Origin of the sequence: Streptomyces poonensis, from assembly GCF_014650915.1 — a bacterium.
In the GTDB taxonomy this organism is placed as follows: Bacteria; Actinomycetota; Actinomycetes; order Streptomycetales; family Streptomycetaceae; genus Streptomyces; species Streptomyces poonensis.
The window spans coordinates 325,508-342,500 of sequence record NZ_BMVW01000002.1 but is presented as its reverse complement, the minus strand read 5'-3'; the positions used below and the strand labels follow the sequence as shown (position 1 = coordinate 342,500).

Genomic DNA, 16,993 nt, shown 5'->3' with positions numbered 1-16,993 from the left:
CCGCCGCGAACGAATCGAGGCAACGGGATGACCACGACACACCCGCACCGTGTGACAGCGAAACAGCAATGGGCCGAGGGCCTGACCGTCTTCGCCGCCGTATTGCTGACGATCATGGGGGTCCTCGACATCTGCCGGGGCATCATGGCGATCGTCCAGGACGAGGTCTTCGTCACCACACCCGACTACGTCTTCGCGTTCGACCTGACCGGCTGGGGCTGGGTCCACCTGGTTCTGGGCGCGGTGGCCGTCGTGATCGCCCTCGGGCTGTTCAGGACGGCGACCTGGGCACGCGTCACCGGGATCGTCGTCGCGTCGCTCGTCATCATCGCCAACTTCCTGTCCCTGCCGTACTTCCCGGTCTGGTCCCTGGTGATGATCGCCTTCTCGGGGTTCGTCATCTGGGCCCTGTGCGTGGTGCGGCGCGACGACACCGGCCTGTACGAGCGCGCACCGCGCGATCTGTGATCCGCCGGACCGGCGCCCGGCACGCGGGCAGCGGTGGCGCACCGGGCGGGGTACGGGCGGCCGCCGCCCGTGACGGCCACGCCTGGTGCGCACGCCTGGCGCTGCTCGCCCTGCTGGGCAGCGTCCTGGTGCCGCTCGTCGCCGCCGGGCTGCGCAGCGTGTTCTGGATCCTGCTCGGCCTCGCGGGGCTGGCCCTGACCGCGGTCGGCCTGTGGTGGGCCCTCGCCCACACCGCACTCGTGCGGATGACCGGCATGGCGCTGACGATCGCCGCGCCGGTCACCGTCCTCGCCGTGTTCGTCGCGTACGGCATGCTGTGGGTCGCCTGCGTCGCCCTGGGGCTGTGGACGCTGGCCGTGCTGGCGGCCCGTACCGCGCTGACACCGGGCGACGCGGCCCTCGCGCCCGTACGGGAACCGGCCCTCGCCGAGCCCCCGCGCCACCCGTGGATCGTGATGAACCCACGCTCCGGGGGAGGCAAGGTCGAGCGCTTCGGCCTGGTGGAGAAGGCGCGGGCCGCGGGCGCCCGGGTGACCCTGCTGGACGCCGCCGAGCACCAGGACGTGGCCGGACTGGCCCACCGCGCGGTGGCCGACGGGGCGGACCTCCTGGCCGTGGCGGGCGGGGACGGCACCCAGGCCCTGGTGGCCGAGGTGGCCGTGCACCACGACCTGCCGTTCGTGGTGATCCCCGCGGGGACCCGCAACCACTTCGCGCTGGACCTGGGCCTCGACCGCGACGATCCGGCGGCGGCCCTCGGAGCCCTCACCGAAGGCGTCGAGATGCGGGTCGACCTGGGTTTCGCCGCCGGGCGGGTGTTCGTCAACAACGCCTCCTTCGGCACCTATGCCGCCGTCGTCGGAGATCCCGCCTACCGCGACGACAAGACGCGCACGGCCCTGCGCGCCCTGCCCGGCCTCCTCACCGGCGACGACGTGCCCCGGCTGCGGATGCGGGCCGCGGACGTGCGGCTCGACGGGCTGCAGGCGCTGCTGGTGAGCAACAACCCCTACCGGGGCGGCCTGGACTTCTCGCACCCGGGCCGCAGGGAGCGGCTGGACTCGGGGAAGCTCGGGGTGCTGTGCGTACGCGTCGACAACACCGCCGGGGCGGTGGGCGCGATGCGCGGTCCGTCCTCCTCCGGCGTGACGTGGCTGACCGCCAGGGAGGTCGTCGTCGAGACGGACGCGACGGACGCGCCGGACGGGCCGACCGGAAGGAACGGGACGGACGGGGCGCACTCGGCCACCGTGCCGGCCGGCATCGACGGGGAGCCGGTGAGCCTGCCGGCCCCGGTGGTGTGCCGGATCGTGCCCGGGGCGCTGCGGGTCCGCGTGCCGCGTGACCGTCCCGGTACGCCCGTGAGCAGGCCACCGGCCGACTGGCGGCGGGTGGCGAGGCTCGCGCTGGCCACGGGGCGGGGCCGGCACGCCGCGGGCCGGGGGCGGCACGCGAGGACCGGTTAGCGGTACGCCACGACCACCGGCCGGCGGCCGGCCTCACCCGGTGCGGGGGAGGCCCGGCCGTCCGGACGCGACGACACTGTGCCCGGGATTCCTGCGAGCCGGATCGGGTGAGCGCGATGGCCACACAGGACAAGGCCGAGAAGGCATCGAAGGCCGCCAAGGCGACGAAGACCGCGAAAGCCGCCAAGGCCACCAGGGCCGCACGGAGCAAGGCGCAGCGGACGGAACGCGAGCGCGCCGAGGACGCGGCCTGGCGGATGTGGGGGCCGTACCTCGCCGAGCGGCAGTGGGGCACGGTCCGTGAGGACTACAGCCGGTCCGGGGACGCGTGGTCCTCCTTCCCGCACGACCACGCCCGCTCCCGCGCCTACCGCTGGGGCGAGGACGGACTCGGCGGCATCAGCGACGACCACCAACGCCTCTGTCTGGCCCTCGCGTTGTGGAACGGGCGCGACCCGATCCTCAAGGAGCGCGCCTTCGGACTGACCAACGCCGAGGGCAACCACGGCGAGGACGTCAAGGAGTACTACTTCTACCTCGACAGCACCCCGAGCCACTCCTACCTGCGCTACCTGTACAAGTACCCGCAGGTCCCGTACCCGTACAACGACCTGGTGGCCGTCAACCGGGACCGGGGGCGGCAAGAGTTCGAGTACGAGCTCATGGACACCGGCGTCTTCGACGACGACCGCTACTGGGACGTGACCGTGGAGTACGCCAAGGCCGCCCCGGACGACATCCTGATGCGGATCACCGCCGCCAACCGCGGCCCCGACGAGGCGACGCTGCGGGTGCTGCCGACGCTGTGGTTCCGCAACACCTGGTCGTGGCCCGGACCGCCGGAACCAGGCGCGGCGCTGGCGAAACCACGGCTCACCGCGGCCGGCGGCGCGGCCCGCGAGCCGGTCGTCCGGGCCGAGCACCCGGACCTCGGCACCTGGGAACTGCGTTGCTCCGCCGACGTCCCGCTGCTGTTCACGGAGAACGAGACGAACACCGAGCGCCTGTACGGCACCCCGAACCCGTCGCCGTACGTGAAGGACGGCATCGGCCGGTACGTCGTCGACGGCGAGACGGCGGCCGTCAACCCCGAGCGCACGGGCACCAAGGCGGTCGCGGACCACACGCTGACCGTCGCGCCCGGCGGCTCCGCGAGCGTCCGGCTGCGGCTGGTGCGCGTGTACGGCGGATCCGAGCCCGCCGCCCTGGGCGACGGCCGCTTCGACGCGGTCGTCAAGGAGCGGCGCGCGGAGGCCGACGCCTTCTACCGCGCGCTCACCCCGCCCGGCGCGGGCGAGGACGAGGCGCGGGTGCTGCGGCAGGCGCTGTCCGGGATGCTGTGGAGCAAGCAGTACTACCACTTCGACGTCAACGCCTGGCTCACCGAGCACGGCGTCGACCCCTTCGGCCCCGCGGCCGACGGCATCCGTAACCACGACTGGTTCCACATGACGGCCGACCATGTGGTGTCCATGCCCGACACCTGGGAGTACCCCTGGTTCGCGGCCTGGGACCTCGCCTTCCACACGGTCGCGCTCGCCGTGGTCGACACGGCCTTCGCCAAGGAGCAGCTCGAACTGCTCCTCACGGACGTCTATCTGCACCCCAACGGGCAGATCCCCGCGTACGAGTGGAACTTCACCGACGTCAACCCGCCCGTGCACGGCTGGGCCACGTACTTCCTCTACCAGCTGGAGCGGCGGCTCACCGGCCGCGCGGACCGCGACTTCCTGGAACGGGCCTTCCAGAAGCTGCTGACCAACTTCACCTGGTGGGTCAACCGCAAGGACCCCGACGGACGCAACGTCTTCCAGGGCGGCTTCCTCGGCCTCGACAACATCGGCGTCTTCGACCGCAGCGCGCCCCTCCCGACCGGCGGGCACCTCGAACAGGCCGACGGCACCGCGTGGATGGCCCTGTACTGCCAGACCATGCTCCAGATGGCGCTCGAACTCGTCGAGGGCAACCCGGCGTACGAGGACCTGGTCGTCAAGTTCGCCCAGCACTACCTGTGGATCACGGCCTCCCTGGACCGCGTCGGCGACCGCGACGACGAGATGTGGGACGAGGAGGACGGCTTCTTCTACGACGTGCTGCGGCTGCCCGACGGCCGGGCCCAGCGGCTGAAGGTGCGCTCCATGGTGGGTCTGCTGCCGCTGTGCGCCGCCACTGTGATCCACCCCCGGCAGCTGGCGCGGGTCGCCGGGCTGCGGGAGCGGATGGCGCGCTTCGTCGACCGGCACCCCTCGCTGGCCGCCGCCTGGGAGTCGGCGACGGCCGGGCCCGCCGACGGTCCCCGGCTGCTGTCCGCCGTCGACGACAAGAAGCTGGAGCGGGTCCTCGCCCGCCTGCTCGACGAGGACGAGTTCCTCAGCCCGTACGGCGTCCGGGCCCTGTCCCGCTACCACGCCGACCACCCGTACACCTTCCAGGTGCACGGCGAGGAACTGCGCGTCGGCTATCTGCCCGCCGAGTCCGACTCCGGCATGTTCGGCGGCAACTCCAACTGGCGGGGGCCGATCTGGCTGCCGATGAACGTGCTCGTCGTCCGCGCGTTGCTCAACCTGTACGGCTTCTACGGCGACGAGCTCACCGTGGAGTGCCCGACCGGCTCCGGGAACCGGATGACCCTGTACGGGGTGGCGAAGGAGATCTCGGACCGGCTCACCCGTATCTTCCTGAAGGACCCGGACGGACGGCGGCCCGTCTACGGCGGCCAGGAGAAGTTCCGCACCGACCCGCACTGGAACGACCTGATCAGCTTCCACGAGTACTTCCACGGCGACAACGGCGCGGGCATCGGCGCCGCGCACCAGACCGGCTGGACGGGCCTGATCGCCACCCTGATGATCATGTTCGGCAGGCTCGGCCCGGAGGACTTCCGCGATCCCTGGGACGGAGGCGAGTCATGACCGCGCTGCCCGCGCAGCCCGTCGTGTACGAGATCAACACCCGTGTCTGGCTGCGGGAGGTGGGGCGTCGCACCGGGCGGCGCCCGACGGGACTCGGCGACGTCCCCAAGGACGCCTGGGACGAGATCACCCCGCACGGCGTGGACGCCGTCTGGCTCATGGGCGTGTGGGAACGCAGCCCGGAGGGCCTCCGCATCGCCCTGGAGGACCCCTCCCTGCGGGAGTCGTTCACCCGGGCCCTCCCGGACGCCGGTCCCGACGACATCGCCGGATCGCCGTACTGCATCCGCAGGTACACCGTCGACGCGTCCCTCGGCGGCACCGCCGGGCTCAAGGCCGCCCGCGCCGAACTCGACCGCCGCGGCGTCGGCCTGCTCCTCGACCACGTGCCCAACCACATCGCGCCGGACAGCCCCTGGCTCGCCGACCGCCCCGACTGCTTCGTCCGCGGCACCGACGACGACCTGCGGCGCGACCCGGCCGCCTACCTCGCGGCACACGGCACGGTGTACGCCCGCGGCCGGGACCCCTTCTTCCCGCCGTGGCCGGACGTCGTCCAGCTCAACGCGTTCAGCCCCGCGCTGCGCGCGCTGACCGCCGACGTCCTGACCCGGATCGGCGACCTGTGCGACGGGGTCCGCTGCGACATGGCGATGCTGCTGATGAACGACGTGTTCGCCCGGACGTGGGGGCAGCGCGTCGGACCCGCCCCGGAGGAGGACTTCTGGGCGTCCGTCCTGCCCGCCGTGCGGCGCCGGCACCCCGGCATGGTGTTCGTGGCCGAGGCCTACTGGGACCTGGAATGGGCGTTGCAGCAGCAGGGCTTCGACCACGCCTACGACAAGCGGCTCTACGACCGGCTGCTGCACGAGAACACCGGGACGGTACGCGACCACCTGCGCGCCGACGACGGCTATCAGCGCGGACTGGTCCGCTTCCTGGAGAACCACGACGAGCCGCGCGCGGCGGCCACCCTCGCTCCGCCGGCCCGGCAGCGCGCGGCCGCCGTGGTCATCGCCACCCTGCCGGGAGCGACCCTGTGGCACGAGGGCCAGTTCACCGGGCGCCGCACCCACCTGCCCGTCTTCCTGACCCGGCGCCCCGACGAGCCGCCCGACGAGAAACTGCGGGCCTTCCACGAACGGCTCCTGGCCACGGTCCGCGACAGCCGGATGCGGGACGGGCACTGGCAGTTGCTGGAGCCCACGGGCTGGCCCGACAACGGCACGTACCGCGACCTGCTCGCCTGGAGCTGGACGGGCGAGGCGGGAGGCGGCCGGCACCTGGTGGCGGTGAACCTCTCCGGCCGTCCCGCACAGGGCATGATCCGCCCGCCGTGGCCCGAACTCGCCGGCGGTGACTGGGAGTTGCTGGACCTCGTCGACGGTGAACGCTACGTCCGCTCCGGCAGCGAACTGGCGGGCCCCGGACTCTTCGTCGACCTGGACGCGTGGGGCGCGCACGTGTTCGCCGTCGAGCCCGCCGGCTGACGGAGAGACCTGCGGGGAGCCGCCCGGAAGACCGCATCACCCGCCTGAAGGAACACTGCACGGAGAACCGCACGGCGGAGAGGACCGCGCGGAGGGGCCGTTCCTCACTTGGTCCCCTCCGCCGCGGCCCGGCCGAGTGGCAGGAGCACCACGGCGACTACCAGGCCCACCGGCCCGGCGACCGCGCACCGAGGGACGAGCCGAGATTCGACACACTGCGCGACAGCCCGGGATCCCGCCCTGCCGCGCCTCTCCACCTCGCCGGACGCGCCCCGGCGTCGGGGCGGACGATGCTGCCGCCTCAGCCGTCGGGATCACCTCTCACCGGGGTCCGCGGGCCCGTGCGGGAGACGTCCGTCACGGGCCGGGACCTGCCGTACCAGTCGTGCACGACGGCGCTGTTCACGAGGCGGTCCTGCACGGACGCCCCGCGCCGGTCGACCGGTATCCACAGCAGGCCCCAGGGCAGGAAGACGCACAGCACGGCCCGCAGCACGGCGGTGACGAGGGTGAGCCGCCCCCGGGAACGGCTCAGCACCCGCAGCCCCAGCAACTGGTCGCCGACCGTGCGCCCGCCGATCATCCAGCTGCCCGCCAGATAGGCGACTGCGGTGCCGTAGCCGAGACCGAGGGTGACCCAGGCCGCGGGCTTCGGCAGCGCGAACGGCGGGCCCAGCAGCAGATAACGCCCGGCCGCGAAGCCGAAGTGGATCGAGAAGACGGTGCAGAGCACCACGAGGAGGTCGACGGCACCCGCCACCGTCCGGGAGACGATCCCGGCCGGCCGCCCCTGGAGGGACGGTGCGCCGCGGACCGGTGACGTCACGGCCGAGGCCCGGTCGGCGGAGGCGTCGGAGCCGTGGCCGGGACGTCCACCTCCTTCCAGGGGACGGACGCGGATGGCGGGGACGTCGGTGGTGCGGACGCGGTTGGTGCGGACAGCGATGGCACGGGCGTCGGTGGCACGGGCGCCGGTGGCGCAGACGCCGGTGGTGCCGGTGGTATGGATGCCAGTGACTCGGACGGCGGTGCGGACGCGGGCGGCACGGACACCGGCGGTACGGACATCTGCGGCACGGACGGCCGTGGCACAGATGTCTGAGGCACGGGCACCCGTGGCGCGAGGGCATCCCCGCCCGGACCGCCTCTGCGCAGTACCCGGTCGGTGAGCCGCTGCACGAGCCGGTCGGCGCGCACGTTCTGGCGGCGGAACGCGTCGAGCGTCTCCCCGGCGATGCTGCCGCCCGTGTCCCGCACGATCCTCCCCAGCTCGAGTTCCTCCAGGACGGCCTCGGTGTACGCCACCAGATCGAGCTTCCCGAGGACCCGTTCCGTGTACGTCACCAGGTCGACCCGGGCGAGCACGGCGTCCACGTCCACGCGCCGGGCGATCCGTTCCACGTCCACGCGGTCGGCCACGGCGTCCACGTCGACCTCGGCGAGAACGGCGGCCGTGAGCGCCCGTGTCACCGCCCGTGCCGTACCACGGAGTTCCTCGCGGGCCCGCAGCCGCTCCGCCGCGCCGCGCGCGCTCCACAGGGCGATGTGCTCCTCGACCAGGTCGGCGACCCCGGCCGGTACGAAGCCGCGCGCGACGGCGCGCACGCGGGGCAGTACCCGGACGTCCACGGCGGCCACCGCGGCGAGCGCCCGCCGTTCCAGGTGCAGGACGAGGCCCAGCGCGGCATCGGGCAGCGCACCCCGTCCGTCCCCCGGCCGGCCGCGTACGGTGCCCCCGACGGCGGCGGTGACGGTCTGCGCGGCGGCGTCGGCCAGCCCCACGACGAGACGCGACGCGTACACGACCACCCTGCCCGCGAGGCCGCGACAGGCCGCTCCGTCGGCGGGTACCGGGCCGGGCGGGCCGTCGTCAGGACTGGTCACGGCACGATCACAGCAGCCCGCGTCCGAAGGGACATCACCCTTCGGGGGTGACCGCGCTCAGTGGCCGTCCGCATGATGACCGGCGTCGGCGTCGGCGTCGGCATCGGCGCTCTCTCATCGCGCTGGACGTGCTGGTGATCCGGGTTCTGGCCTTCTGCGCCCCTCAGCAGGCGGAGCAGCCGTACAGCAGGCGGTGGGCGGGGCCCGGCACGGGGCGGGCGGAACGCCCCCGTCGGCGGCAATCGCCTCCCCAGGGTGATGCGGGCCCCCCACCCGGGCGGCACAGTTCGGTCATGGAACCGACGATGCGAGAGCAACAGCCCGCGCGCGTCGCGCTGGGGGCCGCCGCCGCGGCCGTGCTGGTCCTGTTGGTGGGCGCGGCTCTGCGGTCCCCCGCCCTGGCGGCCGTGGGACTCGTCGGTCTGGCGCTCACCGCCGCCGGGGTCTGGTGGGGGCTCACCCGGCGGGGTGCCCGGCGCCTCCTCGCCAGGGCGCTGGCCGTGTCGGCCCCGGTGTGGGTCCTGTGGGAGTACTCCTCGGCCCGGCTGGGGTGGGCCGTCGCCGTCTCCGCGCTGCTGTGGCTGGTGGCGGCCGGTACGGCCCGGACCGCCCTGCTCCGGCACGACGCGCCGGTGCCGCCGCGCGAGCATCCGGCACCCGAGATCCACCACCCCTTCCTGATCATGAACCTGCGCTCGGGCGGCGGCAAGGTACGGCGGTTCTCGCTGCGCGAGCGGGCCGAGGCCCTGGGCGCCGAGGTGCTGCAGCTGGAATGGCGCGGTGAGACCGACGTCGCCGAACTGGCCCGCAAGGCGGCCTCCGAGGGTGCCGATCTGCTCGGCGTCGCGGGCGGCGACGGCATGCAGGCACCGGTCGCCGACGTCGCCGCCGCCCTGCACCTCCCCTTCCTGGTGATCCCGGCGGGCACCCGCAACCACTTCGCCCGCAGTCTCGGACTGGACTGCGACGACCCGGTCAGGGCGCTGGACGCGCTGTACGACGGCGTGGAGGTGCACGTCGACATGGGCAGGGTGGGCGACCGCCCCTTCGTCAGCGACGTGGCGTTCGGAGCCTACGGGGGCGCGGCGTCGGGCTCCTGGTACCGGAACGGCCACGCGCGCGGCTTCCGGCGCCGCGACGGCCATGTCCGTACGGCGCTGGAGGCGCTGCCCGGCCTGCTCGCGGGGCACGAGGGCGTCCCGCTCACCGCGCGGGCCGGAGCGGTCACCTGCTGCGCCCCGCAGGCCCTGCTGGTCAGCAACAACCCGTACGGCACGGGTGACATCGCGGGGCTCGGGACCCGTCCGCGCCTGGACGGCGGTGCGCTGGGCTGCGTCGGCGTCGAGGTGACCGGCGCCGCCCACGCCGCCGGGCTCCTGAGGGGCTGGCGTTCCACCGGCCTGACACGGACCGCGGCGATGGACGTGCGGATCGACGCCGATGTGCGGTGGCTGAGGGCCGACGTCGACGGCGAGGCCTCACGGCTCCGTGTTCCCGTCCACTGCGAGGTGCGGCCACGGGCCCTGCGGGTGATCGTCCCCCGCCGGCGGCCGGGGCCCCGCGGTGCCCGGCCGCCGCTGGACTGGCGTCTGCTCGGGAGGCTGGCCCTGACGCCGGCGCGCTCACCGGACGAACTCGCCGCCCTGAAACCGACCCGGAGCGGCGCCCCGTAGACCGGGTGGGCGATCCGGGTCCGTACAGGGCCGGGCGGCCGGGGACCGGACCACCAGGCACGGCGTGACGACAAAAGTGCGGCCCGGGGCTGAGACCCGCGACCGCGAGGGTCGACCGACTCGGTCACCTGGCCACTCGGTCACCTGGCCACTCGGTCACCGGCAATACGCCGCCGGGGCGTCTCCGCCCCGGCGGCGTACGGCCTGCCCGGCGCCGCTACTTCGTCAGCTCCTCGATGAGTTCCTCCTCGCGGTCCTTGGTGAGCGACGTACGGATCACCGTCGGGTGGAACGGACGCAGCGCGTCGCGTACCCGGTCGGGCGTGGAGCTGCGGACGAGGGCGAACACCGCGGCCCGGCCCGGTTCGAGGGTGGCCGCCACCTCTTTGACGAAGCCGTCGTGCATGCCGACGTCGCTGAGCTTGCCGGCGATCGCGCCCGTGGCCGCGCCGACCGCGGCCCCGAACACGGGCATCAGGAACAGCATGCCGAACAGCGTGCCCCACAGCGCACCGCCGGCCGCGCCGGCCGCGGTGGTGTTGTACGTCTGGTGCACATGCAGCTTGCCGTCCGCGGTGCGCCAGGCGACCGCCGAGTCCTCCAGGTCCAGCAGTTCCTGCCGCGACAGCTCCTTCGACAGCCGCATCACCGCTTCCGCCTTCTCCTTGTCGGAGAAGCCCAGCACGATGAGATCCGCCATCAGGTCCTCCTTCGGCCATGGCCGGCCGTCCGGCTCGCGCGGGCCGGGGGAGCGGTCGGTTCGCCCAGCTGCTCCGCCACGGCGGTGAGTTGCGCGGCCACGGGTTCGAGTGCTTCTTCGGTGAGGAAGCCCTCCGCGACGGGCATGCCGCCCGCGTCACGGATCGCCTTCCGTAGATACTTCGCCCACACGTGCTCGAGCAGGACGAATCCCGCCGCGGTCCCCGGGGCCAGCGCCCCCGCCATGTCCCTGATCTCGCCGGCGGTGAGACCGAAGGCGTTGCCCTCGGTCAGTGACGGATACGCCGCCTCCGCTCCGCGCAGGGACTCGTGCGGCATGCCGAGCAGCGCGGCGACCATGTCGCCCATGCCCGTCGCCTGGTAGTCGAGGGCGAAGAGGTTCCCGTCCGGCTCCTTCTGTACGAACAACAGGTCGAGAACGCGGATCTGCCCGTTCGACTCCAAGGTCTCCAGCTCTTCGACGATCCGCCCCGCGAACTCGGCGTCGGGCCCGAACTCGACCACCAGCAGCTGCACCGGACCGATCATGACCATGGTGACTCCCTTCGACGGCACCGTTCCATCGAGCCGTGAAACGCGCGGCGCCGCGTCACCCGCCGGGGGTGAGGGGCCGCTGTGCCGCGTCCCCGACGGTGGGCGGAGGAGGTGAGACGCCCATGGCCCGCGAGGAGGACACTGCCGCGTACCGCGAGGGGGAGGCTCCGGTGCCGGCCGAAGGGGCGGACCCCGTGTCCCACAGGGAGGCCGGAGAACTGGAGCTGCTGCGGGCGGAGGTCGAGGCGCTGCGCGCCCGTGTCGGGACCGAGCAGCGGCGGCGTGCCCGGCTCCTGGCCGTCAGACGAGCGGTGGCCGCCGTTCTGATCGCGCTGGTGGCGGTGTGCGCGGTCGGCGGGGTGATCGGGGTGTGGGCCGCGCGGACCGCCCTCGACACGGACCGGTGGGTCGCCACGGTGGGCCCGCTGCCGGAGGACCCGGCCGTGAACGCGGCCCTCTCCGCCTATCTCACCGACGAACTGTTCGACCAGCTGGACGTCGAGCGGCGGCTGTCCGACGCCCTGCCCGACCGGGCGTCCTTCATCGCGGCACCGGTCACCGCCGCCGTCCACGACCACGTACGGGACTCGGTCGGCGAGCTGCTCAGGACGGAGGAGTTCCAGGAGCTGTGGCGCTCGGCGAACCGTTCCATGCACCCACGGATCGTCGCCGTGCTGGAGAACCGCGCCCCGAACGTGGAGGTGCGGGGCGACACGGTCACGCTCGACCTGCTGCCCCTGGTCAACAACCTGATCAACGCGTTGGAGGACCGGCTCCCCACCGTGTTCGGCAAGAGGATCGACCTGCCGCCCGTGAAGTCCGGCGAGTTCCCGCCCGGACTGCGCGACCGGATCGACAAGGCGCTCGGGGTGACGCTGCCGGAGGACTTCGCCCAGGTCAGGCTCTACGACCGGCACCGGCTCGGGCAGCTGCAGGACGCCGTGCTGCTGTGCAGGCGCGCCGTGGTGGGACTGGTCGTCGCCGTGCCCCTGCTGCTGGCCCTCGCGCTGTGGGTCTCGCCGCGCCCCCGGCGCACTCTCCTCCAGCTCGGCCTGTGGCTGGTGGTGACGACCACCGCGATGACGGCCGTCCTGCGGGCCGTGCGGGACCACCTCCTCGGCCAGGTGCGGCCCGGCGTCTACCGCGAGGGAGTACGGACCGCGCTGTGGGACGTCTTCGAGCCCCTGCGCACACGCGGTGACCAGCTCCTCTGGGCCGGCGTCGCGCTCGCCGTACTCGCCTACCTGGTCGGCCCCGGACGCCTCCCCGTGGCGCTGCGCCACTGTGTGGTCCAGGGCGCCCAGGCCACCGGTCGGCTCCTGACGCGGGTCGGTCAACGAGCCAGGTCCGTCGGCCGGTCGAGGCCGTGGATCCGCGGGCACGCCGATGTGCTGCGGGTCGGGGGCGTCGTCGTCGCGGTCCTGACAGCGCTGCTGCTGTCCTCGTGGGCCGGGCTGCTCGTGGTCGCGGCCGGGCTGGCCGCGTACGAGGGCGCGGTCACCCTCCTGGCCCGTGACGGCACCGCGGCCCCGGCCGGCGAGACGCCTCCCGGTGACCTCCCGCCCTCGTAGGCATACCGGTGAACTCCTTGATCGGGGGCACACGACGGGAGTGATCTTCGTGTCGTTCTCTTGTCCGTTGCCGTGAGTGAGGGGGATCGAACATCGTGGCCACGCCCACACGCCGCACCCGCCCGGTGGACCGCAAGCGCACCTTCGACCTGCGTTCGACGGCGTTGTTCTTCGGCCTCCTCGCCGTCATGGTGAGCCTCGCGGGGTTCACCGTGCGCGCCCTGGCCGATGTCGTGGAGCGGCGTCCCGTCTGGGCGGTCGTCCTGGCGACGACAGGGGTGGCGCCGGTGGTGGCCTTCCGGCGCGGGAGACGCCGGTCCTCCGCGGCGAGAGCGGTGCGCCGGGCGGCCGAGGCCCTCGACGAGGCGACGAGAACGGCGGTGGACGAACTGGACGCCGGGGCACCCCGCGGCCGGGACGTGACCGTGGCGGCGCCGACGGCCGAGGACGGTGCCGCCGCCGGTGACACCGGCGTCGAGCGGACGCTCGTCCTGCCGGACGACGGAACCGCCGCGTACGGCACCACCACGTACGAGGCATCCGAATCGTATGAGATGTATGAGACGTGTGACATGCATGAGGCAACCGTCACCGTCGACTACGACGCCCTGGACGCCGACGAGTTCGAGCAGGCGACGGCCGCGCTGTGCGAGCGGGACGGCTGCGTGGAGGTCGAGGTCGTGGGCGGGGCGGGGGACCTGGGCGCGGACGTCCTGGCCGTCGCTCCGGACGGACGGAGCGTGGTGATCCAGTGCAAGCGGTACGGCGAGACCAACCGGGTCGGTTCCCAGGACCTTCAGCGCTTCGGCGGCACATGCTTCACCGTGCACGGGGCCGATGTCGCCGTCGTGGTCACCACCAGCGGCTTCACCGCCCCGGCGGCCGAGTACGCCGAGCAGTGCGGGATCGTGTGCGTGGACCGGGACGCCTTGCTGGCCTGGAGCGACGGCACGGGGCCGCCGCCCTGGCGGAGCCCGGTCCCCGCGCCGGATCAGGAGCCGCGCTTGTGACGGGGCGAGCGGCGCGGGCAGTCCTGATGGTGGACCAGCAGCAGGGCCAGGAGCAGCGGTACGGCGGTGCACAGCGTGAAGATCACGGCTTCCCCTCTCGCTTCGCTGAACGCTGCATGCCCGATACCCACCGGAACAGTCCTTGTGTGCACGATTCCGCTCGGACGAGTACAGAAGGGCCGGCGCCGCGGGCGGCCCACCGTCCTCGCGAAACCGCAGGTCACGGGGGTGTCGTCACCCGAATGGCCCCCGCGGCTGCGTGCGTACGGCCGAGGTGAGGTCTGCTGGAGGGAGAGAGGCGTCCATCAAGGGAGCCGATCATGTACGAGATGTGTGCAGGCCACGAAGAGCACGGGGGAGTGCTGGTGTGGCACGTCATGGCCAAGCGGTCCAGCGAGACCCTGTGCGGCCGGACGCTCATCCGCGCGGTCGACGCGGCGAGCGCGGAACGGGCGGGTCATTGTGCGGCGTGCATGGCGTCGTTCATGAAACTGATGACGGCCCCACCGGATGCGGAATCACCCGCCGTCACGCCCCGCTAGGGGCCGATACACCCTGCCAGGGGCCGATGCTCGTCCCGAGCGGCCCGCCGTGATCCGTTGTCCGGGCGCCGGTGTGTTCCGGTCGGCGCCCGGACGACGCCGAACTCTCCGGCCCCGGATTCGGCTCGCCCGTGATCGTCGCTCAGCCGTCGAGCAGGGTCTGGAGGGGGGTGCGGCCGTAGGCGGAGCGATAGTGAGCGGCGAAGCGCCCGGGGTGGAAAGAAGCCCCGGCGGGTGGCGATCTCGGTGACCGTGGTGCCGGTGGGCGGTGAGGCGTTCATCGCCGCTGGCGAATTCCTGCGTGACCATGACAACCTCGCCGGAGGCTGAAGGGGCGGCTCCTCCGGGGGCGGAGTACGACCCGGGGTGACCCGCCACCAATGGCCACCGGAGGACGGCGGGACCTGGCACGGCGGGGGATGCGCAGCAGTGGCCGCGGCCGCCGTGTCCCGCGTGGATGCGCCGCGATCCGCTCCGCGCCGCGGTCCCGGAGGGTGGCTCTGGCGCTGTCGGGCAGCATCCGGTCGGCCACGCCCTGGGCGCCCGTCTCCCGCAGCCGCTGCGCCGCGTGCTCCAGGCGCTCGTCCTCGGCGTTGATCAGCAGGTCGTGGCCGTGCTCCGCGAACAGCCTGGCCAGTTCGTACCCGATTCCGCCCAGAGCCCCGGTCACCAGGGCGAGCGGCCTGTGGTCGTCCATGGGGACGGGGTGACCGGGCGGGGCGTCGCCGACCGTCACGCGCACAGGCGTCGTCCGGTACGCGGGCAAGAGGAAGCCCCGGCCAGAGGGGGGAGGCCGACCGGGGCCGTAGAGGGGTGGCGTGCGGAGGGCGGTCGCCTCGCGGCGAAAGGCTCCATGGGGCTTCAGCCGAACGATCGTCCCCATGGGCAAAAGGTGAGGCCCGGGGACACTGTCCCCTCCGCAGCCACATGAGGATGAACGGTTGACCGACGCCGGATGTTCCAGGGGTCTGCCCTGACACCGGGTGATGTGGCGCACACCCGTGATTTCGTTTTGTGGCCAGCGGCAGCGGGCCGGGTTGCGCATACGGCGCTGCACCGGACGCGACCGGGTTGGGAAGCTGAGGCCAGAACTGCTGATGGGTGCGGCGAGGCTGCCCGTGCGTGTCCCGTGGCGGGACGGGACGGGACGGACGGGACCTGGCCGAAAGCCGGCGCCGCGCATCCGGTGACGGCTGCAGCGGCAGGGACAGATGATCGGTCGATGCAGACCCGTTCCGATCGGTCCGGGCTTCGAGGGACGGGACGGCCGGGACGCCGTGTCCGCCGCCACGGCGGACACGCAGTGAACGGGGTGTGACCGGACCGGCGGGACGTGCGGGAGGTTCCGTCGGCCCGGAGACAGGGACGGCCGCCGCCCTTGGTCGGCGATGACGGCGGCCGCCTCGCGCAGGGACTCGCGTCCTGCCGTGGCATGAGGGCCTCGCGCGGGGCTGTCCTCACCGTCCCTGTGGGGTACAGCGGGAGTGAGCCCCACTCGAAGGGCCGGAGGACTGGGGACCGGGATCCGCGGGACGCGCACAGCCTGCGGACTCCGGTTCCCGGATCGTCGGGGCGCGGGCCACCGCGCCCCCTTCCGCCGCCTGGCCGACTCTGCGGCCTGGCCGACTCCGCCGCTTGGCCGACTCCGACGGCCTGCCGCGTCCTGTGGCCGGTGGCCGGTGGCCGGTGGCCGGTGGCCGGTGGCGAGAGCTCACGGCACCTGGCACATGACACCCGGCACATGACGCATGGCCGGCCTTACCCGCCCGCCTTCCATGACAGGTGTTCAACTTCGTTCTCGCGCGGAACAATGGGCGGCCGGTGCCGCGCCCCGGCCACGGACAGGGCGCCCCGGTCCGAGGTGGGGGTTGGTCACAGGTTGGAAGAAGAACACACGCCGCCCGACGAGCATCCGGTGACGTCCCCAGCGGTGATCGCGGCCCGTGTGGCGATCCTCGCGCGCCAACTGGGGCACCCTCCGGAGAAGGTCCTGGAGGAGCGAGCGCTGGCCGAGGCGTCCGGCGTTCCCCAGTACACGGTCGCGTCGCTCCTCGCCGGGCGCCGGCCGCCGCCCAGTGATCCGGAGAAACGTTTTGTTCGGCGTATGGCGGTCCTGCGGGACACCCGCCGCAAGGCGAACGGGCGTATGTACACGCATGAGGAGATCGCCGAGGGGGCGCACATGTCGCGCCAGCAGTGCTCGGCCCTCCTCGCCGGCGAACGCCGCCCGAAGGCCCGGCACCAGTTCGATCTCGAACGGTTCTTCCAGGTCCCCGACGGCTTCCTCACCGCCACGGACACGGCCGCCCTGCGCCGTTGTCTGCTGGACATCGAGCTGAGCCTGCTGCGGGAGCTGTTCGAGCGGCACAGGACGGGCGACGCGAGAGAGCCGAGAGGAGCGACAGGGCCCAGAGAACCGAGAGGAGCGAAAGGGCCCAGTGAACCGGAGGGCGCGGTACGGAGCCCCTCGGCAGCCACCGAGAAGCCCCCCTGCCTGTGCCCGCCCCTGCCCGCTCCCGCCGAACGCCGCCACCGGCGCGAGGCCCTCGGACTCCGGCTGGCCGAGGTCGCCGCGAGCGTCGGTGTCGGCGTCGACGAGGTGCGCGCCTGGGAGGAAGGCCGGCAGGAGCCCGACGGCGCGGTGCGCGTCCGCTACGCGGCCTACCTCCGTGCCGCCTCAGGCCTCGCGGGACTGTCGGGGGCGCCGTAGGGCATCCAGCCGG

Annotated in this window: 12 protein-coding genes and 1 pseudogene; 8 read left to right on the top strand and 5 right to left on the bottom strand. The window is 73.2% G+C overall.

Features of this window, described 5'->3' with window-relative positions; translation table 11 throughout:
* Nucleotides 1–27: 27 nt before the first annotated feature.
* The 4 genes from IE242_RS08445 to IE242_RS08430 all read left to right on the top strand — a co-directional run bounded on the left by IE242_RS08445 (nt 28) and on the right by IE242_RS08430 (nt 6,336).
* On the top strand, nt 28–468 hold the full coding sequence (locus IE242_RS08445) for a DUF7144 family membrane protein (RefSeq protein ID WP_189856948.1): 441 nt from the start codon (nt 28–30) through the stop codon (nt 466–468).
* The gene (locus tag IE242_RS08440; RefSeq protein WP_373299480.1) at nt 465–1,934 is read left to right on the top strand and encodes a diacylglycerol/lipid kinase family protein; all 1,470 of its coding nucleotides are present in this window, start codon (nt 465–467) and stop codon (nt 1,932–1,934) included. Before IE242_RS08445 ends, IE242_RS08440 begins: the two co-directional genes overlap by 4 nt.
* Nucleotides 1,935–2,050: 116 nt before the next feature.
* Nucleotides 2,051–4,846, top strand: a complete 2,796-nt coding sequence (locus IE242_RS08435) for an MGH1-like glycoside hydrolase domain-containing protein (protein ID WP_189856946.1) — start codon at nt 2,051–2,053, stop codon at nt 4,844–4,846.
* Complete coding sequence (locus IE242_RS08430) at nt 4,843–6,336, top strand: alpha-amylase family protein (protein ID WP_189856944.1); 1,494 nt, start codon at nt 4,843–4,845, stop codon at nt 6,334–6,336. The genes IE242_RS08435 and IE242_RS08430 overlap by 4 nt, the downstream gene beginning before the upstream one ends.
* 301 nt (nt 6,337–6,637) lie before the next feature.
* On the opposite strand, the gene IE242_RS08425 is transcribed toward IE242_RS08430, so the two are convergent.
* Nucleotides 6,638–7,162: an RDD family protein gene (locus tag IE242_RS08425; RefSeq protein WP_229858500.1), complete on the bottom strand. Its 525-nt coding sequence runs from the start codon at nt 7,160–7,162 to the stop codon at nt 6,638–6,640.
* On the bottom strand, nt 7,159–8,220 hold the full coding sequence (locus IE242_RS08420) for a hypothetical protein (RefSeq protein ID WP_189856942.1): 1,062 nt from the start codon (nt 8,218–8,220) through the stop codon (nt 7,159–7,161). Before IE242_RS08420 ends, IE242_RS08425 begins: the two co-directional genes overlap by 4 nt.
* 293 nt (nt 8,221–8,513) lie before the next feature.
* Between IE242_RS08420 and IE242_RS08415 the strand changes: the two genes are divergently transcribed.
* Complete coding sequence (locus IE242_RS08415) at nt 8,514–9,893, top strand: diacylglycerol/lipid kinase family protein (protein WP_189856940.1); 1,380 nt, start codon at nt 8,514–8,516, stop codon at nt 9,891–9,893.
* A 217-nt stretch (nt 9,894–10,110) separates the two neighbouring features.
* Here IE242_RS08415 and IE242_RS08410 read toward each other — a convergent pair whose 3' ends face one another.
* Together IE242_RS08410 and IE242_RS08405 are read right to left on the bottom strand one after the other, a co-directional pair.
* On the bottom strand, nt 10,111–10,593 hold the full coding sequence (locus IE242_RS08410) for a DUF1269 domain-containing protein (RefSeq protein ID WP_189856938.1): 483 nt from the start codon (nt 10,591–10,593) through the stop codon (nt 10,111–10,113).
* Complete coding sequence (locus IE242_RS08405; protein WP_189856936.1) at nt 10,593–11,147, bottom strand: DUF1269 domain-containing protein; 555 nt, start codon at nt 11,145–11,147, stop codon at nt 10,593–10,595. The genes IE242_RS08410 and IE242_RS08405 overlap by 1 nt, the downstream gene beginning before the upstream one ends.
* A gap of 122 nt (nt 11,148–11,269) precedes the next feature.
* Here IE242_RS08405 and IE242_RS08400 point away from each other — a divergent pair, with 122 nt between their 5' ends.
* Entirely contained in the window at nt 11,270–12,718 is a 1,449-nt protein-coding gene (locus tag IE242_RS08400) for a hypothetical protein (RefSeq protein WP_229858498.1), read from the top strand.
* Nucleotides 12,719–12,813: 95 nt separating this feature from the next.
* Nucleotides 12,814–13,728, top strand: coding sequence for a restriction endonuclease (locus IE242_RS08395; protein WP_229858495.1), 915 nt, complete (start codon nt 12,814–12,816; stop codon nt 13,726–13,728).
* 1,077 nt (nt 13,729–14,805) lie between these two features.
* Here the strand turns inward: IE242_RS08395 and IE242_RS08390 are convergent.
* Nucleotides 14,806–14,967: pseudogene (locus IE242_RS08390) on the bottom strand (SDR family NAD(P)-dependent oxidoreductase); the annotation flags it as partial.
* Between the two features lie 1,218 nt (nt 14,968–16,185).
* Here IE242_RS08390 and IE242_RS08385 point away from each other — a divergent pair.
* Nucleotides 16,186–16,980, top strand: coding sequence for a helix-turn-helix domain-containing protein (locus IE242_RS08385; protein ID WP_229858493.1), 795 nt, complete (start codon nt 16,186–16,188; stop codon nt 16,978–16,980).
* Nucleotides 16,981–16,993: the final 13 nt, after the last annotated feature.